Annotated in this window: 19 protein-coding genes; 10 read left to right on the top strand and 9 right to left on the bottom strand. The window is 68.1% G+C overall.

Features of this window, described 5'->3' with window-relative positions:
* Positions 1 to 2: 2 nt before the first annotated feature.
* A complete protein-coding gene (locus KEG38_RS07700; RefSeq protein ID WP_272418436.1) occupies positions 3 to 2,732 on the bottom strand; it encodes a serine/threonine protein kinase in 2,730 nt (909 codons plus the stop codon).
* A 308-nt stretch (positions 2,733 to 3,040) separates the two neighbouring features.
* Here KEG38_RS07700 and KEG38_RS07695 point away from each other — a divergent pair, with 308 nt between their 5' ends.
* From KEG38_RS07695 to KEG38_RS07680, 4 genes are all read left to right on the top strand, one after another.
* A complete protein-coding gene (locus KEG38_RS07695; RefSeq protein ID WP_136930265.1) occupies positions 3,041 to 3,379 on the top strand; it encodes a P-II family nitrogen regulator in 339 nt (112 codons plus the stop codon).
* Positions 3,380 to 3,392: 13 nt separating this feature from the next.
* On the top strand, positions 3,393 to 4,805 hold the full coding sequence (gene glnA, locus KEG38_RS07690; protein WP_272418435.1) for a type I glutamate--ammonia ligase: 1,413 nt from the start codon (positions 3,393 to 3,395) through the stop codon (positions 4,803 to 4,805).
* A 76-nt stretch (positions 4,806 to 4,881) separates the two neighbouring features.
* Positions 4,882 to 5,979 carry a serine/threonine-protein kinase gene (locus KEG38_RS07685; protein ID WP_272418434.1) on the top strand — a complete coding sequence of 366 codons (1,098 nt, stop codon included), beginning with the start codon at positions 4,882 to 4,884 and terminating at the stop codon, positions 5,977 to 5,979.
* 186 nt (positions 5,980 to 6,165) lie between these two features.
* On the top strand, positions 6,166 to 6,888 hold the full coding sequence (locus KEG38_RS07680; RefSeq protein ID WP_272418433.1) for a hypothetical protein: 723 nt from the start codon (positions 6,166 to 6,168) through the stop codon (positions 6,886 to 6,888).
* Positions 6,889 to 6,903: 15 nt separating this feature from the next.
* Here KEG38_RS07680 and KEG38_RS07675 read toward each other — a convergent pair whose 3' ends face one another.
* Complete coding sequence (locus KEG38_RS07675; RefSeq protein ID WP_272418432.1) at positions 6,904 to 7,920, bottom strand: STAS domain-containing protein; 1,017 nt, start codon at positions 7,918 to 7,920, stop codon at positions 6,904 to 6,906.
* The gene (locus KEG38_RS07670) at positions 7,917 to 8,687 is read right to left on the bottom strand and encodes a hypothetical protein (protein WP_272418431.1); all 771 of its coding nucleotides are present in this window, start codon (positions 8,685 to 8,687) and stop codon (positions 7,917 to 7,919) included. The genes KEG38_RS07675 and KEG38_RS07670 overlap by 4 nt, the downstream gene beginning before the upstream one ends.
* A gap of 277 nt (positions 8,688 to 8,964) precedes the next feature.
* Here KEG38_RS07670 and KEG38_RS07665 point away from each other — a divergent pair, with 277 nt between their 5' ends.
* A complete protein-coding gene (locus KEG38_RS07665) occupies positions 8,965 to 10,890 on the top strand; it encodes a myxococcus cysteine-rich repeat containing protein (RefSeq protein WP_272418430.1) in 1,926 nt (641 codons plus the stop codon).
* Between the two features lie 120 nt (positions 10,891 to 11,010).
* Positions 11,011 to 11,625 (top strand): glutathione S-transferase family protein, encoded by a 615-nt coding sequence (locus KEG38_RS07660; protein WP_272418429.1) that lies wholly within the window; start codon positions 11,011 to 11,013, stop codon positions 11,623 to 11,625.
* A gap of 73 nt (positions 11,626 to 11,698) precedes the next feature.
* Here the strand turns inward: KEG38_RS07660 and KEG38_RS07655 are convergent, their stop codons facing one another.
* Genes KEG38_RS07655 through KEG38_RS07640 form a run of 4 tightly spaced genes read right to left on the bottom strand, consistent with a single transcriptional unit; the run spans position 11,699 to position 16,409 of the window.
* On the bottom strand, positions 11,699 to 12,247 hold the full coding sequence (locus tag KEG38_RS07655; protein ID WP_272418428.1) for a peptidylprolyl isomerase: 549 nt from the start codon (positions 12,245 to 12,247) through the stop codon (positions 11,699 to 11,701).
* Entirely contained in the window at positions 12,244 to 14,427 is a 2,184-nt protein-coding gene (locus KEG38_RS07650) for a hypothetical protein (protein WP_272418427.1), read from the bottom strand. The genes KEG38_RS07655 and KEG38_RS07650 overlap by 4 nt, the downstream gene beginning before the upstream one ends.
* Positions 14,424 to 15,290: a PHP domain-containing protein gene (locus KEG38_RS07645; RefSeq protein WP_272418426.1), complete on the bottom strand. Its 867-nt coding sequence runs from the start codon at positions 15,288 to 15,290 to the stop codon at positions 14,424 to 14,426. Before KEG38_RS07645 ends, KEG38_RS07650 begins: the two co-directional genes overlap by 4 nt.
* Entirely contained in the window at positions 15,291 to 16,409 is a 1,119-nt protein-coding gene (locus KEG38_RS07640) for a hypothetical protein (protein WP_272418425.1), read from the bottom strand.
* 24 nt (positions 16,410 to 16,433) lie between these two features.
* Here KEG38_RS07640 and KEG38_RS07635 point away from each other — a divergent pair, with 24 nt between their 5' ends.
* The 4 genes from KEG38_RS07635 (at position 16,434) to KEG38_RS07620 (ending at position 20,956) form a co-directional block, all read left to right on the top strand.
* A complete protein-coding gene (locus KEG38_RS07635; RefSeq protein ID WP_272418423.1) occupies positions 16,434 to 18,407 on the top strand; it encodes an alpha-amylase family glycosyl hydrolase in 1,974 nt (657 codons plus the stop codon).
* A gap of 75 nt (positions 18,408 to 18,482) precedes the next feature.
* Complete coding sequence (locus tag KEG38_RS07630) at positions 18,483 to 19,115, top strand: hypothetical protein (RefSeq protein ID WP_272418422.1); 633 nt, start codon at positions 18,483 to 18,485, stop codon at positions 19,113 to 19,115.
* Positions 19,112 to 20,338, top strand: coding sequence for a YncE family protein (locus KEG38_RS07625; RefSeq protein ID WP_272418421.1), 1,227 nt, complete (start codon positions 19,112 to 19,114; stop codon positions 20,336 to 20,338). Before KEG38_RS07630 ends, KEG38_RS07625 begins: the two co-directional genes overlap by 4 nt.
* A gap of 54 nt (positions 20,339 to 20,392) precedes the next feature.
* The gene (locus KEG38_RS07620; RefSeq protein ID WP_272418420.1) at positions 20,393 to 20,956 is read left to right on the top strand and encodes an EF-hand domain-containing protein; all 564 of its coding nucleotides are present in this window, start codon (positions 20,393 to 20,395) and stop codon (positions 20,954 to 20,956) included.
* Here the strand turns inward: KEG38_RS07620 and KEG38_RS07615 are convergent.
* Together KEG38_RS07615 and KEG38_RS07610 are read right to left on the bottom strand one after the other, a co-directional pair.
* Positions 20,896 to 21,810 carry a methyltransferase domain-containing protein gene (locus KEG38_RS07615; protein ID WP_272418419.1) on the bottom strand — a complete coding sequence of 305 codons (915 nt, stop codon included), beginning with the start codon at positions 21,808 to 21,810 and terminating at the stop codon, positions 20,896 to 20,898. The genes KEG38_RS07620 and KEG38_RS07615 overlap by 61 nt on opposite strands.
* Entirely contained in the window at positions 21,807 to 22,550 is a 744-nt protein-coding gene (locus KEG38_RS07610) for a c-type cytochrome (protein WP_272418418.1), read from the bottom strand. The genes KEG38_RS07615 and KEG38_RS07610 overlap by 4 nt, the downstream gene beginning before the upstream one ends.
* Positions 22,551 to 22,609: the final 59 nt, after the last annotated feature.

Here is a 22,609-nt window from a genome sequence, read left to right as displayed (position 1 = left end):
GGTTACTTGCAGACGAAGCGCGCCGCGTAGGGTTCGAGGATCCCCGCCTCGAAGTCGAGCCACGCGATGAACCACTCGCCGGGCGCCTTGCCGGCGATGATCGCGGGGCTCGGCTGCGCGCCGCTCACGCGGGCGATCTTCGTGGAAGGACCGACGCCGTCGCGGCTGATCGGCGCGGTCATCACGCCGCCCTTCTCGAACCACACGATGCGCGCGTTGCCCGAGGCGTCCACGCCGACCGACGGGTGAGCGCCGAGCTTGCTGAAGCGTTTGTCACGCCAGAGCGGCTCTGCGTTCGCCGCGTCGAGGTACGCCGCCGACACGCCCGAGTTGCTCTCGCCGTCCCACACGAGGAAGCACGCGTCCTTGCTGCACGCGATCCCCGTCATGTCGGCCTTCGACTTGTCGGTGTTCACCACGATCGTGTTGCCGATCCACCGATCGTTGCGATCGCCCTTCTTGCGCGGCTCGACGCCCTTGCCCACGTCGGCGAGCGGCAGGCGCATGTGATACGCGACCTGGTTCGGCGTGCGCTCGAGCCGGAACGACACGTGCGCGGCGTCGCCCGCAATGCCGACCATCGGCGAACGCACGCGCGGCTTCTGCGGGCCTGCGGGCACGAAGTCCGTCGCGCGCGCGACCTCGCCTTGGGGTTCGAGCTTCGATGAGAGGCGCCGCAGGAAGAGCTCTTCGTTGCCCGTGTCGGCCTCGGCCGACCAGGCGACGAGGAACGTGCCGTCCGGCGCGCGCTGCATCGACGTGCCCGAGCTCGACCCGCGCAGCGGCGCGATGTTCACCATCGGCCCGCCGATCCGACCGTCGGGATCGAGCAAGCGCGCGTGCACGCCCGCCTCCGTCCCGTGCCCGTCCGCGTAAAGCAGCACGAGCTGCTCGTCGAACGACATCACCACCGGCCGCGTGATCGCGCCGCCCTCCGGCGTCACGTCGATCGGATCCGAGAGCGGCCGTAGCGCTTCATCGAGCGCGACCGCGAACGCGTGCTCCGGGCCCTCGTGCGTGTCGGTCCAGACCATGACCGGCCCGCGCGAACCGAGCGCGATCCACGGACGCCCCGAGCCCACGCGACGCGGCTGCGCTGCTCCGAGATCGTACGATCGCGGCCGCGCGAGGCCCGTGAGCGAGCACGGCGACTTTGCCGCGTCGCCCGAGATCGCCACCTGCACGTGCTCGAGCATCGTGCGCGGCACGCCGTGGCCGCCCTTGTCGAACGCGTCCTTCAGGAGCTTCAGCGCGCCCTTGTGATCACCCTTCGCGAGCGTCGTTTGCGCCTCCGCGACGAGCGGCCTCCACGGCAGCGTCGACGGGGACGACGAGGGCTCCGTCGACGACGCCGGGCGCACGCTCGACGACGACGCCGGTTGCGGCGCTGCGACGCTCGCGCTCCCGTTTGGCGAAGACGACGACGTGGTCCCCACTTCGCCGCCCTTCGTGCTTGGACCGAACTTCGACCAGGCCGCGTATCCGCCGCCCACGAGCGCGACCAGCACCACGGCCGTCACGATCCCGAGCGCCGCCGTCTTCGGCTTCGGAGGCGCTTGCGACAAACCCGGGCCGAGCGGCTCCAGCGTGCCCGGCGGCGCTTCGAACGTCGACTTCGTGTGGCGCGGCGACCCGCCCTCCGACGGCGCACCTCCGCGCACGGACGGCGGCATCGATGCGAACGGGTGCGGCATCGTCGACGACGGCGGCGACATCGACACCCTCGGAAGGTCGCTTCCCGTCGCCGTCAGGCCCGACTTCGAGGGCGGCGGCGCGGGCACGGTCCGGCCCATCGAGTTGAGCTGCTCGGCGGGGAAGAGCCCGGAAAACTCCGGCCGCGTCGTCTCGAACGCGGCGGACAGCTCCTCAGCGAACTCGCGCGCGGTCTGGAAGCGATGATCGATCTTTCGATCGAGCGCCTTGTCGAACCACGCCTTGAACGTCGCCGGAAGATCGGGCCGGTAGACGAGTGGATCGGGCGGCTGCGCGCTCGCGATCTGCGCGAACGTCATCGCCACGCCTTGCTCCGTCTGCCACACGGTCCGTCCCGTGAAGCACTCGTAGACGATGCACGCGAGCGCCCAGAGATCGGCGCGATGATCCACGGCGCCCTGCCCGCGGACCTGCTCGGGGCTCATGTACGCGGGTGTTCCGAACACCGCGCCTTCACGCGTGAGACGCGCTTGTTGCGCCCCGCCCGATCCGTCGAGCGGCGTGTAGAACTTGGCGAGCCCGAAATCGAGGATCTTCGCGAGCAGCTGCCCGTCCTCGTCCTTGCCGAGGAAGATGTTCTCGGGCTTGAGATCGCGATGGACGATGTTCGCGGCGTGCGCCTTCGTGAGGCCGCGACAGACCTGCGTGACGATCGCCAGCGTCGTCGGCACGTCGAAGTAGCGGACCTTCGTCATCCGCTCGTAGAGCGACTCGCCTTCGAGCAGCTCGAGCACGAGGAACGGCGGACCATCCTCGAGGCGGCCCGAGTCGTACACGTCGCAGATGTACGGGCTGCGGATCGCGGCGGCGGCGCGTGCTTCACGGAAGAAGCGCTCCACCACCACCATCGAGGTGGTCAGCTCCTGCGCGAGGACCTTGATCGCGATCCGCTTGCCGATGTCGATGTTCTCGGCCTCGTAGACGGCCGCCATCCCACCACGGCCGATCTCGCGGGTGATCTTGTACTTCCCCGACAGGATGGTACCTACCGGTAGCTTCGTCGAGGTCGGTGAGGCCATCAGGTCATCGGCGACGAACGGAAAAGGGCGAACTCGCCCGCGAGGGTAGGCGAGGTGGAACCCGCCGACAACTCTACGACGTAGGCGGATGCCGATTGCCTTCGGAACGCCCGGAAGTGCGGGCCTCGGGCGAACGCCTTCCCGTGGGCTCTTGCACTCCGAGGCTGGATGTTGGCGACGAAGGTCACCAAATTTCCGTCCTCCATGCGGGGGGCGCGGAATTTCTCCCGCCCCGCGTGGCCTGAAACATTCCCGAAACCGAGGGGGCCGTAGACCACGTCCGGCCCCCCGAGCGAGAGGTCCGAGAGATGAAGAAGGTCGAGGCGATCATCAAGCCGTTCAAGCTCGACGAGGTCAAGGATGCCCTCGCAGAGGTCGGCATCCAGGGCATGACCGTGACCGAGGTGAAGGGTTTCGGTCGCACCGGCGGCAAGAAAGAGGTCTATCGCGGCTCGGCGTACGTCGTCGACTTCGTCCCCAAGGTGAAGCTCGACATCGTCGTCCCGGACCACATGGTCCAGAGCGTCATCGACGCCATCGAGAAGAGCGCGAAGACCGGTCGCATCGGCGATGGAAAGATCTTCGTCGTCCCGGTCGACGAAGCCGTCCGCATCCGCACCGGGGAGCGCGGCGAGGACGCGATCTGACGGAGAACAAATCATGAAGCCGAAAGACGTCATTCAATTCGCGAAGGATCACGACTGCAAGTTCGTCGACCTCAAGTTCATCGACCTGCCGGGCATCTGGCAGCACACGACGATCCCTGCGAGTCGGCTGAACGAGGACATGTTCGAGGAGGGCATCGGCTTCGACGGCTCCTCCGTGCGCGGCTGGCAGCCCATCAACGCGTCGGACATGTCGATGACGCCCGATCCGACGACGGCGAAGATCGACCCGTTCCACGCGCAGAAGACACTCTCGCTCATCTGCAAAATCTCCGACCCGGTCACGGGCCAGCCCTACGGCCGCGACCCGCGGTACATCGCGCAGAAGGCGGAGAACCACGTCCGCGCGACGGGCATCGCCGACACGACGTTCTTCGGCCCCGAGGCGGAGTTCTTCGTCTTCGACTCGGTCCGTTACGACAACTCGCCGCGCGGCGCCTTCTACGAGATCGACTCGGACGAGGCCGTGTGGAACACGGGCAAGGCGGGCCCGAACCTCGGGCACAAGATCCGCCACAAGGAAGGGTATTTCCCGGTCTCGCCCACGGACTCGCTCGGCGACGTGCGTGGCGACATGATGACCACGCTCATCGAGAGCGGCGTCTTCGTCGAGGTCGGCCACCACGAGGTCGCGAGCGCGGGCCAGTGTGAGATCGGCGTGCGCTTCGACAAGCTCACTTCGATGGCCGACACGCTCATGTGGTTCAAGTACGTCGTGAAGAACGTGGCCAAGCGCCACAACAAGACCGCGACGTTCATGCCGAAGCCCCTCTTCGGCGACAACGGCAGCGGCATGCACTGCCATCAGTCGCTCTGGAAGGACGGCAAGCCCCTCTTCGCGGGCGACGGCTACGCGGGCCTGTCGGACATCGGCCTCTGGTACATCGGCGGCATCCTGAAGCACGCGAAGGCGCTCGCGGCCCTCACGAACCCGACGACGAACAGCTACCGAAGGCTCGTCCCCGGCTACGAGGCGCCCGTGAACCTCGCGTACTCGAGCCGCAACCGCTCGGCCGCGATCCGCATCCCGGTCGCCGCTGGCAACTCGCCGAAGGGCCGTCGCATCGAGGTCCGCTTCCCGGACGCCTCGTGCAACCCCTACCTCGCGTTCGCGGCGATGATGATGGCGGGCCTCGACGGCATCCAGAACCGCATCGATCCGGGCGATCCGCTCGACAAGGACATCTACGCGCTCTCGCCCGAGGAGCTCAAGGAGGTGCCGAAGTGCCCTGGCTCGCTCGACGAGGCGCTCACGGCCCTCGAGCGCGACCACGAGTTCCTGCTCCGGGGCGACGTCTTCACGCGGGACATCATCCACACGTGGATCGAGTACAAGCGCGAGCGCGAGCTCGATGCTGTGCGCCTCCGCCCCGTCCCCTACGAGTTCTTCCTCTACTACGACACTTGATCCGTAGGACGGGAACGCCCGCCGCGCGTCTCTCGGCTACGCCGGCGGGCCGAGCTTTGGTATCCTCCCCAGCCGGTTGAACCCTGGCGATCTCATCCAGTCACGGTACCGCCTCGTCCGGATGCTCGGATCCGGCGCGAGCGGCACCGTTTGGGCTGCAAAGAACGAGCTCATCGACCGCGAGGTCGCGCTCAAAATCCTGCACCCCGACGTCGCGGCCGACGCCGTGTCGTTGCAGCGCTTCTTCAACGAAGCGAAGGCAAGCGGCCGCGTACGAAGCCCGAGCATCGTCGAGATCCTCGACCTCGGACAGGCCGAGGACGGCTCGCCCTTCCTCGTGTTCGAGCTCCTCCACGGCGAGGGGCTCGACGCGTGGATCGCGCGCGAGCGCATGCTCGACCCGGGGATGCTCACCGATCTCTTCGTCGGCGTGGTCCGCGCGCTCGACAGCGCGCACCAGCAGGGGATCATCCACCGCGACCTCAAGCCCGCGAACCTCTACGCGCACCGCGCGGCCACGGGCGAGCTCGTCCTGAAGATCCTCGACTTCGGCATCAGCAAGATGCTCGAAGGCAACCCCGAGCACCTCACGCTCACGCGCACGGGCACCGTCGTCGGATCGCCCGCGTACATGAGCCCCGAGCAGGCCGCGGGGCGCGACGACATCGACGGCCGCGCGGACGTCTGGTCGCTCGGCGTGGTCATGCACGAGGCGCTCACGGCGACGCTCCCGCACGAGGCGCCGAACTACAACGCGCTCATGGTCCGCATCATGACGCGCGACGCCGACCCCGTGGTCTCGCGCAGGCCGGACCTACCGCCCGCGCTCGCCTCGATCGTCGACGACTGCCTGCGCCGCGATCGCGATCGCCGTCCGACGGCGGGCGTGCTCGCGGCGCGTCTCGAAGCAGCGCTGCACGAGATGCAGCCGATGCGTTACGGCGCGCAGGGCAGCGCGCACGCCGGCATGCGCCTGCCGAGCGTGCCGCAGAGCATGCCGCGTCCGAACATGCCTTCAGCGCCCGCGGCGCATGCGGCGCCCGCGCCGATGGAGCCGATGGTCGCGCCGAACACGGCGTCGAGCGGTAGCGGCATCCTGATCCTCGCCGCGGGCATCGGCATCGCGCTCGGGATGATCGCGCTGTTCGTGCTCAGTCGGTTCCTGTTGCACTAGCCAGTCGGCCCCTCCCCGCCGCACGGACGCTTCAGTGACGCCTCGGGCGCCACCTCCCCGCCTCCCTGACCCTCCTGCAACGCAGCGTCTGCCTCCTCCACACCGCCTTGACGCGTCCTCCTCGCTTTCGTTAGCGTCCTTCCCGCCTCCTCGTACGTCCCCCAACCTTTCCGGAGCCTTCTCCCCATGCGCCTGCCCAACGAGACAGCTTCCTCCTGGGTTCACCTCGTCTTTGCATCCTTCTCGTGGTCTTCCGTCTGCGCCTGGGCGGAGTTTCCGGACCTCAAGCCGAGCGATCGGACCGAGCTCGAAAAGCTCGCGGCGTCCCTCAAGACCCACATCGACTCCCTCCTCAAGGAGGCGCGCGACACGCAGGAGGTCCAGCTCTTCGGCCGCCCCTCCGCGCAGGCCAAGCAGAACGCGACGCTCGTCTTGCTCAAGCGCAGGATCGACGAGGCGCTCGCGCTCGTCACGATCCGTCTTGGTGGAGGCTCGAAGAAGCACCCGGCGGTCCTCTCCTTCCTGCCTGGCCTGCTCACGGGTTTTACGCGCGCACCGATCGACGAGCGGCCCAAGCGCGCGAACGAGGCGGCCGGGCGCCTCGAAGCCGGCGAAGACTTCGGCGAGCGCGGGGGCCTCGTGGGCAAGCTGAAGGACGCCGCCGAGCGCGCGCAGAAGGCGATCGACGCGAACGACGGCGCGCAGATGGGCTGGTCGAAGGAGCGCTCCGAGGAACTCGTCGCGAAGGGCCGGCTCCGGCTGGAGCTCGAGCGCGTGCACCGATCGCTCGGCGCGCTCTTCCCGGGGCAACGGGACTTCGTGGAGTCGTTCTTCCTGAAGGGCGAGAAGCCGAGCGAAGGGACGAGCGAGGACGAGGCGGCCGGGACGAACGAGGACGCGGAGGGGTGAGCCGGGGGCGGGGGCTCACCGCATTCCTGGAGGAGATACGGTCAAAGGTGCAGCCTCTCTTCCTGCACGCTCCGCATCCCCCTCCTTCCACCGCATGCACGCCTTGAGGCCGTGCTTCAGGTTGCGGAGCGTCACCAGTTTGCCGAACGAAACCCCGAGCTCGACCAGCGTCTGCGCGACGGATGGCCGCACGCCGCTCAGCACGCAGCGTGTCCCGAGCAGCTCCACCGCGCGCACGATCTTGAGCAGGTGATCGGCCGTCGCCGTATCGAGCACGTCCACGCCGGTCACGTCGAGGATCACGTACCGGCCCTTCATCCGCACCACCGACTCGAGCAGCGTCTCCATCACCTGCGCTGACCGCTTCGAGTCGACGACCCCGATCAGCGGCAGCGCCAGCACGCCGTCCCAGACCTCGAGGATTGGCGTCGACAGCTCGTGCACGGCGATCCGCAGCCGCTCGAGCGTCTCGTTTCTCTCCCGCTCGGCCACGAGCTGCTGCGCCATCTCCCGCTCGCGCCGCTTGCGATCGGTGATGTCGCGGAAGACCACCACGGCGCCGAGCCGCTCCCCTCGCGCGTCGTGGATCGTCCGCGCGCTCGTCTCGAGAATCATCCCTTCCGGCGTTTGCGCGCTTCGGACGAGCATCTCCGCGTGGTCGACCGGCTCACCACGCACCGCGCGATGGAGCGGAATCTCCTCCCTCGGGTACGGCGTCACGCCGTCCGCGTAGAAGAACCCGTACCTCTCCTCCCAGTTCTCGGCGGCGTCGACGCCGGGCCGGCCCAACCCCATGATCGACGTCGCGGCCTCGTTCACGTGCGTGATTCGTCCCGCCGTGTCGCTCACGACCACCCCGTCGACGATGCTCTGCAGCGTCGCCTCGAAGACCTGCGTACGCGCCGACAGATCCGCGATGAGCTGCTCCATCCGCTGCACGCGCTCCGCCGCGGCGCGCTCGTGCTCCGTGAGCAGCGCTTCGAGCGTCGCCACCCGGGCCCTCAGGACCGCGGTCTCACTGTCGAGCGTCACGGGGCGCAAGAGACCACCTCCCGGGCGCGCCGCGCCTCGCTCGTGGTGGGGTCCTCTTGCTCGGCGAACGACCACGGCAGGATCGCGAGCTTGATCGCGAGCGCGAGCGGCCGGAAGAGCTGCGCCGTCGCGGGCTCCACGTGCACCTTCGAGAACAGGAGCACGGCGAACATCTGCCCGCTCGGCAAGATGCCGCCGCAGCCGACGACCGAGCGGATCCCGTATCGCTCCACGAAGCTCGCCTTGGCCGGCACGTACGGGCTCTCGGCGGCGTGCTCCACGTGGAACACGTCGTACGTCCGCTCCGCGAGCTCCGTGAACCGCGCGGGGCGCAGCACCGAGCTCGTCGCGATCCCGAGCTGCGCGCAGAGCCGCGCGATCATCGGCATGCGCGCGAGCGCCGTCTCGCTCGGCAGCGGAATCGCGACGTGCCCGGCCGACGCCCTCGGATCGTTCCAGGCCGGCTCGTCGCCTGCGGTCGCCAGCAATTGCAGGCACGTCGTGTCCGGCGCGAGCGCCTCTCCGCCGGCCATCCGCTGCGCGAATTTCCGCGGGTCCGCCGGCAGCGCGTCGAATCGCTCTGTCTCGAAGAACCTCACGAGCGCACACGAGCGCTCGCCCGTCGCGGGGCGCGCCAGGTTTTCGTAGAGCGCGCGAACGACCCGGCCGGCCGTGTCTTCCATGCTCCGGGCGCCCTCTCCGAGCCCGCGCAGCATTGCGCCGCAACTGATCATGTCGTCGAGCGAGAACGTCGATAGGTCGTGCATCGAAACCTCCCCCCGGAGACTCCGCACCGCCGCGTATCGTTCGTCCGCATGAATTCGTCTATCGCGCGGACGAAACGCGACATGTCGAGAATGCTTCGAACACGAACGGTGAACAACCGGTGAACCCCACCGTTCGTGCCTCCGGCGAGGGCGTGCATGGGCCTGCGTGCTTTCCCGACGGGGGCCCGCCTTTCCCCGATCCGCGCCGTTCGTGACGCAAAGCGGGCTCCAAATTCCCCGTTCGGCATGCTTTCATCGCGCCTCGAACGGAGGATTCATGGCGCACGTCCGCGACGCTTTTCTTGCCTGCATGTTCGCCTCGACCGTGGCGCTCGCCGCGTGTGGAGACGAAGGCGCATCCACGTCCACGTCGAGCTCGAGCAGCGGCACGGCAGGCGCGGGAGGACAGGGCGCCGCAGGCGGCAACGGGGGCAGCGGCGGCGCCGGGGGACAAGGGGGAAGCGCAGGCGCAGGCGGCGTAGGCGGGCAAGGTGGCGCGGCCGGGGAAGGCGGCGCGGGCGGCACTGGCGGCGTCGGAGGCACCGGCGGCGCTGGCGGAATCGGTGGCGCTGGCGGCAGCGGTGGTGTTGGCGGCAGCGGTGGCGTTGGCGGCGCCGGTGGCCAAGGCGGCGCTGGCGGCGCCGGTGGCATCGGAAATGGCGGCGCCGGTGGCCAAGGCGGCTCCTCGTTCGTCTGCGGCAACGACCTCATCGAGCCCGGCGAGACCTGCGACGACGGCAACACGATGCCTGCCGATGGTTGCTCCTCCCAATGTCTCCTCGAACCCGGCACCACGTGCGGTGACGCCGTCGATCTCCTCACGAAGGGACAAACGCAGGGCGATACGCTCGTTTATGCGGGCACCACGATGGGCTCGCCCGTCGTCGGGTTCGGCACGAAAACCTGCTCGGCCGGCGGCACCGCGGCGCCTTCCGTCGTGCACCGTTACATCACGGGCTCCTCCCTCGCGCGCGTCACCTTCGAGACCACCGACATCGGCGGCGCGCTCGCCGATACCGTCGCCTGGGCCTACCTCGACTGCCTCGACACCAGCGCCGAGCACGCTTGCGACGACGACAGCGGCGACGGCCCCCTCGCGCGCCTCGAAACCGCGGTTTTGCCGCCCCAGACGCCCGTCTTCCTCGTCGTCTCCGGGTATGCGGCCGCGAATGTCGGCCCCTACGAGCTCCGCGTCACCGAGCAGCCTTTTGCCCTCGTCGACGCTTCGGGCACCTGCGCAATGCCCTCCTCCGTCGCCTCCGCGGGCAACTACGCCGGCACCACGCTCGTCTCGGACGGCGCCGCCCTCTCCGCGAGCTGCACCGGCGCCGGCCCCGAGGCCGTTTATGCGCTCACGCTTCCTGGCCCGGCCGATCTCTCCGTCCGCGTCGCGCCCTCCTCGCCCCTCTTCGACGTCGGCGTATACCTGCTCGACGCTTGCACGATGAATGCGGGCGAGCTCGCCTGCGCCGACACCCAGCTCGGCGGCCATCCCGAGTCATTCGACCTGACGAACCTCGCGGCCGGCACGTATTACGTCGTCGTCGACGGCTTCAGCGCCATGGATGTCGGCGCGTATGCCCTCGAAGCCACGGTCCGCCCCGTCCTTGCCCCGGGCCTCGCCTGCGATGCGTCTGGAAAGACGAACCGCTGTGCTGACGGCGCGGCCTGCGTTGATCTCGGCATGGGCCCGAAATGCGCCGCCGTGACGAGCCTCCTCGCGCAAGACTTTTCCAGCGGCTTCGAGCCGTTCGTCGTCACCGACGCGAACAGCGACGGCAAGAGCTTCTACCGCTGCGATCCGCTCCTCGGCTGCTCCCAGGACAACACCACGGGCAGCGCCTCCGGCGGCGCGTTCATGCTCGTCAAGGACGAGAGCAACGTCGCGCTCGACGGCGAGATCCTCGCGACACCTTCCCTCGACGCGGGCCCCTTCACGCGTGTCTTCCTCGAATTCGACCACGCCTTCGACCACTGGACCTCGGCCACGGACCGCGCCAGCGTCGAGATCTCCGTCATGGGCGCTTTCAGCCCCGTCGCCACGTACACGCTCGACGCCTCGGGCCATGTCCGCCTCGACCTCTCGGCGCTCGTCGCCGGCAAGCCGTTCGTCGTCCGCTTCCATTACGACGACCAGACGGGCGGGGGCGACGGCTTCGCCGAGGAATGGCGAATCGACGACGTCCACGTTTACGGATTGTGACGCCCGCGCCCGACGCGGCGCACAATCACGCGTGGCCTATCGCGACGGTAGACGGCGCCGAGAATGGGGAGTATGCAGCGGAGCGAAACGTCCCGTTGCGTGACGGGGAGGAGGATTCACATGAAGGTCTACGGTCATCCGGCGAGCACGTGTGTGCGCAAGGTCCTTTGTGCTCTGGCAGAGAAGGGCGTGGATTACGAGTTCGTGCTCGTCGACATCATGAAGGGCGATCAGAAGAGCCCCGAGCACCTCGCCCGTCAGCCCTTTGGCGTCGTGCCCGTCCTCGATGACGACGGCTTCGTGCTCTACGAGTCGCGCGCGATCCTGCGTTACCTCAACGCGAAGTTCGGCGGCCTCGCCCCGACGGACGCGAAGGACCTCGGCGTCATGGAGCAGTGGATCAGCGTCGAGCAGTCGTACTTCAGCCCGCCCGCGATGAAGGCGATCCTCGAGATCTTTTTCTCGCCGATGAAGGGCACGACGCCGGACCCGGAGGTCGTGAAGAATGGCAAGGAGGGCGCGGCGAAGGCGCTCGACGTGCTCGAGCGCGCGCTCGTCGGCAAGGAGTGGATCGCCGGCTCGTTCTCGATCGCGGAGATCACCTACGCGCCGTACTTCCAGTACCTCTTCGACACGGGCCTCGGCGACATCGTCAAGGAGCGCCCGAACGTCGCGGCGTGGTGGGGCCGCATCAGCGAGCGCCCGTCCTGGCGGAAGGCGATCGGCAAGGGCTGATTCGTTCGACGTCGTAAGAAAATGAAAAAGGCGCGCCTCCCGGAGAGCCGGGGGCGCGCCTTTTCGTTTCTGCTCACTGCGAGCGGACGATCAGGTGGAAGCCGAACTCCGTCTCCACGACGTCGCTCATCTGGTTCACGGACAGCTCGAACGCCGCGTCCGCGAAGTTCTTCACGACCATCGAGCGCTCGATCTCCCCTACGGATCCGCCGCGCGACGCCGCGCCGGGCTCCTCGCTGTACTCCTTCACCATCTCGTCGAAATCCGCGCCCTCGCGCAGCTTGTCGCGCGCCTCCATCGCCCGCAGGCACGCTTCCTCGCGCGTGCGCGTGATCGACGCGTCCGCGTTCTTCGTGCCTTTGTACCTCACCAGGATGTGCTTGACCGTCACCTTCGGCGGCTCACCGCTGAACTTCGCGCGCTGCGCGTTTGCCGTCGCAATACATTGCGCGGCCTTCTCCGCGTCCGGCCCGGCCGGCGCCGCCTCGGGCTTCGGCGCCTCGACGGCCTTCTCGGGCGCCTTTTCCGCGGGCGTCACGGGCTCCGGGGTTCCACCGCCACACGCCATGAGCAGCGTCGCGGCGAGGAGCGACACGAAACCGCCTTTGCTTGCCTTCATCATCCCTCTTCTCCTTCCTTGTCCTTCGGCGCCTCGACGATTGCCGCCTTCGCCTCGGCCGGTGGCTGTGCCGCCGCGCGGTCGATCCGCTCGCGCAGCCGCCGGTATCCATCCTTCATACGCTCTCGATGCGCGCTCACCACGATCGCCAACCCCACGAGCCAGAGCACCGCGAAGGGCGCCACGGCCGTGTCCGTCACGTACACCAAGGTCGGCCGGAACGGCCGATCCTTCGTCACGAGCTCGCGGCTCGCGCTCATCGAATGCCGATAATCCGGCAACGGCAGCGGCACCGGCGTCACGCCCTCCAGCACCCCGCCGCCCTTGTCCACCCACCCATTGCCCGATCGATCGTCGTCGAGTTTTCCGCCGCTTAGCGTCGAGGCCGGCGCGGCGGCCCGCTGCGCCGGCGGCTCGTAGCTGATGTCCGACGACTTCACCGGCGACCGCGAACTCATCGCGGCGAGGCCGATGAGCCCCACGAGCCCGAGCCCGCCCACGAGCACGACCGTCGCCGCCACCCGCGCCGCGCCCTTCGCGAACACGCCCACGGCCCAGATGAGCGCCCAGAGCCCGAGCGCGATGAGCGAAAGAACGAACCCCGGCTTCCAGAGGAACCACAACGACGCGAGCACGATTCCCCCAAGAATCCGAAGCGTCCGCAATCGCGCCGGGCTCGTCCCCGGCCCCGGCCGCACCGCGGCCAACCCGGCCGCGAAGCCGATGCCCGACACCAGGAGATCACTCCCCTCCACCGCCCATTTCGGCCGATCCCCACCGAGCAACGCCAGCGGGAACACCCCCGCGGGCAATCCCACGGTCAGGTGCACGCGGCTCGCCGTCAATGCATACGACGGCATCGGCACCGTCACCGTTCCGAAGAGCGGCTTGAGCCCCGTCTGCGAGAGCGATTGCACCTGCACCGACTGGCTCCCCGTCCGGAGCGGCACCAGGATTTCCTCCGCATCCGCGCCCTGCCGCATGATCCGCTCGGCCTTCCCCGACGTCGACAGGAAGATCGGCCGGCCCGAGGGCGAATACGCGAGGTAATCGACGCCATTGTTCTCGTAGTTCACCTGATCCTGCGAGACCACGTCTCCGCGCGCCGTCACCACGACCGTGCGCTGATGCGATTGCACCACGGCGGCGAGCGCGTCCACGGCCGCGAGCGGCGTCACGGTCGCCTCCATCTTCTGGCCTTTTTGCACCAGAAACAGCCGCGACGTCGGCTGCGACCGCGGAATGGGCGACTCCGCCGAATCCACCTGCCGCGCGTCCCCGGCCACCGCCACGCGATGCTCCGGATCACTCTCGATGAGCCACCACTCGTAGCCCGAGCGCGCGTCCGGCGCGATGGCGCCGAGCTTCGCGAGCGTGCCCGTGATCGTCATCTCCGCCGTCCGCCCCGACGTCGGCAAGATGAGCTCATTTCCCTCGACCCGGAACCCCGCCGCGCCCGTCACGTCGAGCACCTTCTCGCCGAGCGTGAGCGGCAATCGCACGACCCCGAGGTCCGTCCCCGAGCGCATCACGAGCCGATATTCGAAGCCGATCTCGCGCCCCACGCGCACCGCGCGCGAGAGCTGAAACACCGTGGGCCCGGCCTCGGCCGCCTTGTCCTGCCGATTCAGGTGGATCGTCGTCCCCATGATCCCGGACAAACGTGATCCCTCGACGACCGCGCCCGACGCGAGATCCGCTTCCAGCGTGTTCAAGGGCCCGGGGATCTGGAGCGTCAGATCACTCCCGAGCGTCATCTTTCCTTTGAGCACGAACCGCTTGGCGGACGTGTGCAGGAAATACCGATCGCCCTCGAACCCGATCGCCGCTTCCTTGTCGTTCTCCGTCACGCCTTCGAGCCGCACCTCTTTCGGCGGCCCGAACAGCGGCACATCCACGGCCCCGTCCGCGAGCACCCGGCCCACGAGCTCGAATTCGAGCGGCCCCTCCCCGACCCGCCCCGAGAGCTTCAATCGTTCGAGCGTGTAACATCGCGCCGCGCACGACGGCCCTTTGCCCCGGTCCGCGATCCATTTCGACAGCGCATCGAGCTCGCCCGCCCATCCTCCCGGGGTCGGCGCTGGCTGCACCGGTGCCGGCGCCGCCGGCGGATCGGCCGCGCGCGCCGCGCCGGGCGCGAGCAAGAGCGCCGCCGACAGGAGCCCGAGCGAGCGACGCTTCAAGCCGAGAGAATCGACTCGATCGGCAGCGCTCGCCCCAGGATCCGCTCGATCGTCGCGACCGGCGTCCCCGCGGCGGGCCTCACGTACCGTGCATTCTGGTGATCGTCCGACGATGCCGTCCAGCATTTCTTGTGCTCCTCCGCGAATGCGCGAAACGACTCGGCCACCTCTGCCTTGTGGCGCGACGTATAAACCTCGATCCCGCTCGCCCGCAGCAGCACCGCGCGTGTCCTCTCCTTGTCGCGGTACCGGCCCGGGTGGGCCACCACGTCGAGCGCGCCGTCCTGCCGGATGCATTCGATCGCCTCCTCCGGCGTCCAGCCGAAGAGCTCTCGATCCTCTTCCCAGAACCGCACGTGATGATCACGGAACGCCGGAAACAGCGTCGTCCGCGCGGCGACCCGATCCAGCATCGATTGCAGCGCCGGAAAATCGACCGGCGCGAGGGCTTCGAATGTACCTTCCGGATCAATCGCGCGCCGCTCCTCTTCCGAAATCCCTTCCATCCAGGCCAGCACGAACGCCTTCCATTTCGCCTGCACCCGCTCGCCTCGCCGGAACAGCGCCGTCTGCCGGAGGAGCGGCAGCACCGAGAAACGCGGCGGAAAATACGCGAGCACGTGAAACTGCTCGGCCCGCTCCGTCCCGAAATGCAGAAACGACGTCACCTCCAGGGCCGGCACGAACAGAAGCCCCGCCGCCGCCGCCGCCCGCGCGGCGCGCGGCACGGCGGCGAGCACGTCGTGATCCGCCACGGCGATCACGCGCATCCCGATCTCGCGACGGAAATCCACGTACGCCTCCGGCGTCGCGCGGCCGTCGGAGAACAACGTGTGCCCGTGCAGGTCCGTCGGGAGGAGCATTCAGAGCGAGTTCGCGATCGAGAACGAATAATTCGTGAAGGCCCCGTTCGGGTTGTCGTACTTGTCGGCCTTCAGCATCTTCGCCCCGTCCGCGTACCACTTCTCCGTGATGTTCGCATAGCCCGTGTAATCGGCGACGAGGTACGTCTTCACGTGCATGTACAGCATCATACGCCGCGCCTTCGCGGGCACCTGGATCGTCCCCTCGTACGTCGTGCGGCCCGATCCCAGGAAGCGCGAATTCGGTTTTTCCGTGAGCATCACCTCGGGCCGCCAGTCGAGCCCGTCGTCGAAATGCACCGCGTAGGCGACCTCGTGCACGATCTTGCCGTAAATCGGGATCGTCACCCAGCCGAACCGGCTCGCGCTCTGCGCCTTGCCGATCTGCGTGTCGATCAGCGATTTGTCCACGACCACGTCGGCCCGCCAGTCCGACACCGCGAGCAAAAGCTCCGCCCCCGCGATCGGATCGTCGCCCTCGATGATCCGGTTTCGTTTCGTCGCCTGCGCCCAATCCATGAACAGGCTCTTGTTCGGCAACTCCCCGCCGAAGACCGCGAGCGTCGAGAGCTCCGCCGCCGTGATGCTCGCGCTCAGGCCCCCGGGCTCTAGGTCCGTGATCGTGATCGCGAAGCCGAGCCAGTCAGCCTTCGACGGCACGATGAACGTCTTCGTGATCGCTTTGAACCCATACGAATCCATGCCGGCGTAGGTCGTCACCGGCGCCTTCAGCGATGCGATCGTCGTCGTCTTGTCGACCGCGCTCACGGTCACCGTCGCCGTGATCTGCTTGAGCCGCTCGAGATCATTGGGCAGCGGCGTCCCCGCGTAGAGCTTGTCCCAGAGCATCCACACGGGCAGCTCGATCGTGAGCGCCTGGCCGGCGCGCAGGAACTCGTCCGTGTTCGCGTTGACGAGCTTCACGTTGAAGTTCCCCGGGAAGCCGTCGAGCGCGAGCGTGCCGGTGCCCGGCGAGAGCTCGTCTTCGGCCTCGGCGATGGACTCGTCGCCCGGCTCGATCGGCTCGGCTACGCACCCCGTTTGCGCCCCCGAAAGGGCGATGAGCCCCGACGCCGCGGCGACGCCCGTCCCCGCCTTTCGCACCCTCACCTTGATCATTGTCCGAGGGTAAGATGAAGCCACGTGCCGCGACAAGACCCGACCACACCCCTCCCGCCTGATCCGGCCTCTCCGCCCGATCCCCGTTCCGTCCACCTGCGCGCGCGTTGCGCCTTCCCCGGCGCGAAGCCCGGCGCGCCCGTGGAGCTCCTCGGCGAGGTCTGCGACTGGCAAACGGGGATCCCCCTGGCGTCGATGCCTGCCGAAACGCCCGGCGAACGAATCGCCGAGGCCACGCTCGACCTCCCCGTGGGCGTGTATTCGTACAAGCTCCGCGCCGGCGGCCACTGGTCGCTCGACCTCGACAACCCGCGGACGCGCTCGCGGGATCGAATTCGAAATAGCGTTCTCTCCGTCGGCGGCGCGCCCGAGCCGCTGCTCTTCGCCCCTGCGCCGCCTTTCGTCGTGCGCGCGCCCGAGGAAGACCATCTTATCGTCAGCGCCGGCCTGCGTCGTGGCCACGGGGAGCACCTGCGACTCCTTTGGGAAGGCGGCGAAATCGAAATGACCCGCGTCGCCGAGGAGGACGAGCACCTCTTTTTCCGCGCCTCGCTTCCCGGCCCGACGAGGCCTCTCCGCATCCGATTTGATCCCGGCCCGCGCGAAGCATTTTCCCTCGTCCCCACGCCCACGGACGATCTCCCCGCCTGGTGGAAAAACGCCGTCCTCTACACGATTTTCGTCGACCGTTTCGCCCCGCGCCCCGGCGCCTCCTGGGGCCATGATCCCGGCCGTGATCGCCCCGCCGGCGGCCACCTCGACGGCATTCGCCTCGCATTGCCTCGCCTCGCCGACCTCGGCATCACCGTCCTTTACCTCACCCCCACGATCCTCGCCGCCTCCTGCCATCGCTACGACCTCGTCGATCCTCTCCAGATCGACCCCGCCGTCGGCGGCGAACCCGCCTTCGAACGCCTCGTCGCGGAGGCCCGCGCACGCGGAATCCGCATCCTCGTCGACCTCGCCTTCTCGCACGCCGGCCGCGGCTTTCCCCCCTACGAGGACGTCCGCGCACGCGGCCTCGATTCCCCGTTCGCCGCCTGGTTTCACTGGACAATCCCGTCCCGCGGCGCGCCCAAGCTCCGCCATTACGGCCGGCGCAAGGACGCCCCTTTGCTCAATCTCGATCACCCCGAGGTCCGGGCCCTCGTCCTCTCCGCCACGTCCCGCTGGGCGAAGCGCGGCGCCTCCGGCCTGCGGCTCGACATGGCCGCCGAGGTCCCGCACGACCTCGCCGTCGCCATTCGCGAAACCTTCCGCCGCGAAATTCACGACGCCGTCGTCCTCGGCGAGCTCGTCCCGGCCCACGCCCACCGCTGGACGAGCCGCGGCGCCCTCGATTGCGCCACCGATTTCGGCTTCCACGACGTCCTCGTCGATTTCCTCGCGAAACGCGCCGTCCCCGCCGAGCTCGCGGCCCAGCGGCTCGCCCTCCTCGACCTCGATCGAGGCGCCCCCGGCGCCCGCTCGCTCCGGTTCGTCTCGACACACGACCACCCACGCTTCGCCAGCATCACGCGCAAACACGGCGGCCCTTCGCGCCACGGACTCCTCGGCCTCTTCGTCCTCCTCGCATGGCCCGGCGTCCCTTCGATTCTTTATGGCGAGGAATACGACCTCTTCGCCGAAACGCCCGTCACCGAACCCGAAGACGTCTGGCCCGATCGAATGCCCCTCCCACTTCACCCCGACCCCGCCGGCGCGCGTGCCTTTTCGATCGTGCGTTCCCTCCTCGCCCTCCGCGCGCATTCCCCCGCGCTCCGCTGCGGCACGGTCGAAATCGTCTTCGCCGAGGGCAGCCTCTTCATCTTCCGCCGCGCCCACGAGGGCGAGGTCATCGACGTCGCCGTCAATCTCGGCGCCCCCGTCGACGTCGACCTCGAAGACGACGAATTCCCTTCCGCGTCGCTCCTCTTCTCCCTCGACGAGGTGCGGCTCTCGGGCCCGACGCTCACGCTCGCCACGGACGCGGCGGCCCTCGTCCGTCGCGCCCGCTGAACGCCGCGCTGGCCCCGGGCGCCCGATGCGCTACGCTCCGAAGAGCGACGGCCCGCGCGCCACACGGAGCTTGCCATGAAAAACCTTTATCGCCTCGCCCTTTTGATCCCGCTCGCCTCGGTATCCCTCTATGCCTGCGGTCACGAGGAGGAGGGCGTCCCCGCGGGATACGAAGACGTCGTCTACGGCGGGACGACCACCGACGAGGCCCTCGCCGCGTTCCTCACCGCAACCGATGCGAACCCGCCGGCGAATGTCCCCTCCCAGGCGCCCGGGCTGCTCTCGCCACCAGCCGGCACCATGCTCTCGGCCTCCACCATTCCCACATTCTCCTGGGCCGTCGGCGCCACCTCGCGCCTCACGCCGTCCGCGCCGCCGTCGCTCCTGCCCGCCGAGCCGCGCGCCGAGCCCCTCCTCGCCCCGCTCGCCGCGCTCCTCGGCCCCGTCCGCGCGGCGCACGCGCATGGCACGCCGTTCACCGGGTATGCGACCTGGCTCGTCGTCTCCTCCGACGCCGATCCCAAGCTCGCCCGCGTCTTCACGAGCGAGACCTCGTGGAAACCCACGGACGCGATCTGGGCGCGTATCACCGCGGCCAAGGCGACCATCACGGTCGAGCTCCAGGGCGCGCAGCTCGTCGACAACCGCATCGACATGGATGGCGGCCCCTTCCAGGGCAGCAAAACCACCTTTACGATCACGCCATGAGCGCTCCTCACCTTCGCGCCCTCGCCGGCGCCGCCCTGCTTGCCGCCCTGCCTGCGTGCGGGGACGCCCCCATCGAATATCGATACGACCCGTACACGGGCGAAGCATTCCCCGATCGCCGTGAGCCCGTCGCCGTCCCTCCGGGCGGACTCGGAATCGTCACGGACAGCCTCTCGGATACGCTCTCGCTGCTCGACCTCGGCACCGGCGAGAAAATCGGGCATGTCCCGGTCGGCCGGGATCCCGTCGGCCTCGACGGCCCCCACCACGTCGCCATCGACCGAACCGGCGGCTTCGCCTACATCGGCCTCTCGTATCCCGTCGTCGCGACCGGCGGCCCGCACGCCTCGCACGGCAGCAGCATCCAGCCCGGCTACGTGCAAAAGTTCGCACTCGACGATTTCCGCATCCTCGGCCAGGTCCGCGTCGACGCGAATCCCGGCGAAATCGTGGCCTCGGACGACGGCCGTCGCGTCGTCGTCTCCCATTACGATCTGCAGCGCGCCATCAAGTACCCGGGGGACCTCGACAGGGCCCGCGCCACGATCGCCCTCGTCGACCCCGCGGCCGTCCTTCCCACGGGCTCGGTCGATCCGCCGCGGATCACCACCTGCGTCGCGCCGCACGGCATGGCCCTCTCGCGCCCCGACGGCGCCCGCGCCTACGTCGCCTGTTATGGCGAAGACGTCGTCACCGTGGTCGACCTCGACAAACGCGAGGTGATCGATCGCATTCCCGTCGACGCCTCCGGCGGCTCGATCGGCGATCCGGACTATGGCCCCTACTCGGCCATCCTCTCCCCCGACGGAAAAACCCTGGTGCTCGGCAACACGGTCTCGAAGGACGTCCGTTTCTTCGACGTCGAGGCGAACGCGATGGACCCCGACCGCCAGATCAAGACGCTCGGCGCGCCCTTTTTCCCGGCCTTCTCCGCGGACGGCAAGCGCCTCTGGATCCCCACGCAATCCCCCGACGCGCTCATCCTCTGGGATCTCGAAACGGACCAGGAGATCACCCGCCGCGATTTTACAGCCGACGAATGCAAATGGCCGCACGTCGTCGATCGACTCGACGACACGCGCGTGGCCCTCATCTGCGAGGGTGATCACGTGGCGGCAGGCAAGGTCCTCACGCTCGACGCAGCGACGCTCGAGACGAAGAGCGAGACTGTCGTCGGCGTGTATCCCGACGGCATTGCGCAGATCCCGGGCGCGAATCCCTGAGCCGACGCTGCCACCGATTGACACCCTCCCCATCGCTGTGGTACCGGCCACCGCATGACCCAGATGACGGACTTTCTCGCGCGCAGGCTCGCACGACGCTTTCGCGCTCACGACCACGATCTCAATGTTTTTTTGCAGCGACGTGATTTCGAGATCTCGGCCGTGCGTATGGCCGAGGAGTTCGGTCACGGGCCCGAGTCTCCCGCCCGGCAAAGGCTCGTCGAGATCAGCTTGGGCTTGTGGGAGCACCTGCGGAAGGTCGCCGACTTCGACGCAGACGATCGCATCAGCCTGGCCGAGTACAAGGCTGCGTTCGCGGCGGGCATGCTCGAGACGCCCGAAACGTTCGATCAGAGCTATGTCCCCTACATCAACGCGGTGATGGATGTCGTCGATCTGGATCGCGACGGGAAGCTCACCATGACCGACGAGGTTCGCTGGATGGGAACGCTGATGCGCGTGCCCGAACAGGTCGTTCGAGATGCGTTCCACCGCATCGACAAGGACAACGACGGCTTCATCACCGTCAGCGATCTGGTCGAGACCATTCGCGGTTATTACTTCGACGAATCACCCGACTCCCCCGGCCACTGGCTCCTCGGCCCGCTCGATATCTGACCTTCCGGTTTGCGGCCCCAAACCTGAAAGAACAGGTGCGAAACGACCAGTGTATCGGGGTCGTCGCAATGGCGCTTCAGGTCTTGCGTGAGCGCGTTCAGCTCCTCGTCCTTGGCGAAACCGTCCCTGACGAGCTCGTCGCGGATATTCTGGACGAAGTCGAGGAAGATGCTCCGGCGGTTATGGCCATGCGGGTAGACGTGGATCACTGGATTCACTTGAATCTCCACGATCCCGGCGTCACGCAGCATCCGGTGGACTCTCCGCCCGACGAACAGGTCGACGCCCTTTGCGCGCGTATATGCCTGAAAAATCTCGAACAGACGATCCCAGGCCGGGGAAGGTGGGTCGCACATGTGCGGTAGATAGTCTGCCTCGTGGCTCGCAATGACGCCTCCGGGACGCAGCAAAGAGACCATCTCCTGGACGACTTGTTCTGGCTCTGGGACGTTCACGAGCAGCAACCGACAGAACACCACGTCGAACGATTCTTTGGGGAGGTTCGTGGCCCTCGCGTCCCCTTGCACGACCTCGACGTTGGTTCGCCGTTGCTCCGCCATATGCTTGCGTGCCGAAGCGACGAAACCCTCGTTCTTATCCAGCCCGACCACGGTCCCAGACGGCCCCACGCGCTCGGAGAGCAGCTCGAGCACCCCCTGCGGCCCGCAGCCGAGCTCGATGGCCCTTGCACCCGGGCGAATCTGGAGTTGATCAAGCAACCACCGGGCCTCACCCGCGAGCTCCTGAATTTGCTTGCGGAGACGCTCTGCCTCCCGCGCGCTGCCCCCGAGCAGATAGAGGTCGGATTCTGACATGATGAATGTCATCTCTGACGAGGGTATCGAGCCTGTCAAGGAACGCCGAGATACGTGAGCAGATCCGCCATCTGCTCATCCGAAAGCACCTCCATCGAGAACGGCGGCATCTGCCCGCCGTACCCCAAAAACCCGCCGTGCCGCGTCTTCTGCACGAAGACGAGCCTGCGTTGCTCCGCCGTATACATGCCGAGCGGGTGCTCGGCGAGCGTCTGATCCGGTAGGATCGGCGCCCGCGCCACGAGGCGCCCCTCCCCCGTCTTTGCCGCGCCGTGACAGCTCTCGCACGCGCGCCTGTAAACGGACGCGCCCGCGGTCGCGTCGCCCGCCGCGGCCGGCGCCGAGATCTGCACGGGCACCGTGAACGGCCATGCCTGCTCGTCCTCCGGCCCTGCGGGCAATGCGTCGAGGTACGCATACAGCGCGCGGCTCCGCTCGTCCTCGGCCGACCAGGATTTGCTCGACAGCATGAAATAATAAAGGCAATGGTTCATCGAGCGGAGCAGCTCGAGCTCCATTCCGCCCCAGTACGAGGTCCGCCGCGTCACGCCTGCGAGCGGCGCGCCGGGCAGGATGGGTCCGTCCGCGGACGGCTTCGACGTCGGGTGGCACGTCGCGCAGGAGAACGAATTCGCCTGGGTCTCGGTGATCGTCGGGTCCGAAAAGAGCGCCTTGCCGTGGTCTTCCGCGGAGCCCTCCACGATCTCGGGCTCCGGCTCGCACGCGCAAAGGAGCCCCGAAAGGAGCGCGGCTCCGGTGAAAAAAGACATCCATCGCATAAGGCCCATCCTAGCAGCCGCCCCTCGAGCTGGCTTGTGCCCGCCGCGCAGGCTGTAGT

This window comes from Polyangium jinanense (assembly GCF_028435265.1).
GTDB lineage: Bacteria > Myxococcota_A > Polyangia > Polyangiales > Polyangiaceae > Polyangium > Polyangium jinanense.
Note: the sequence above shows the minus strand (reverse complement) of the source record. Positions and strands in the feature narration are given on the sequence as shown.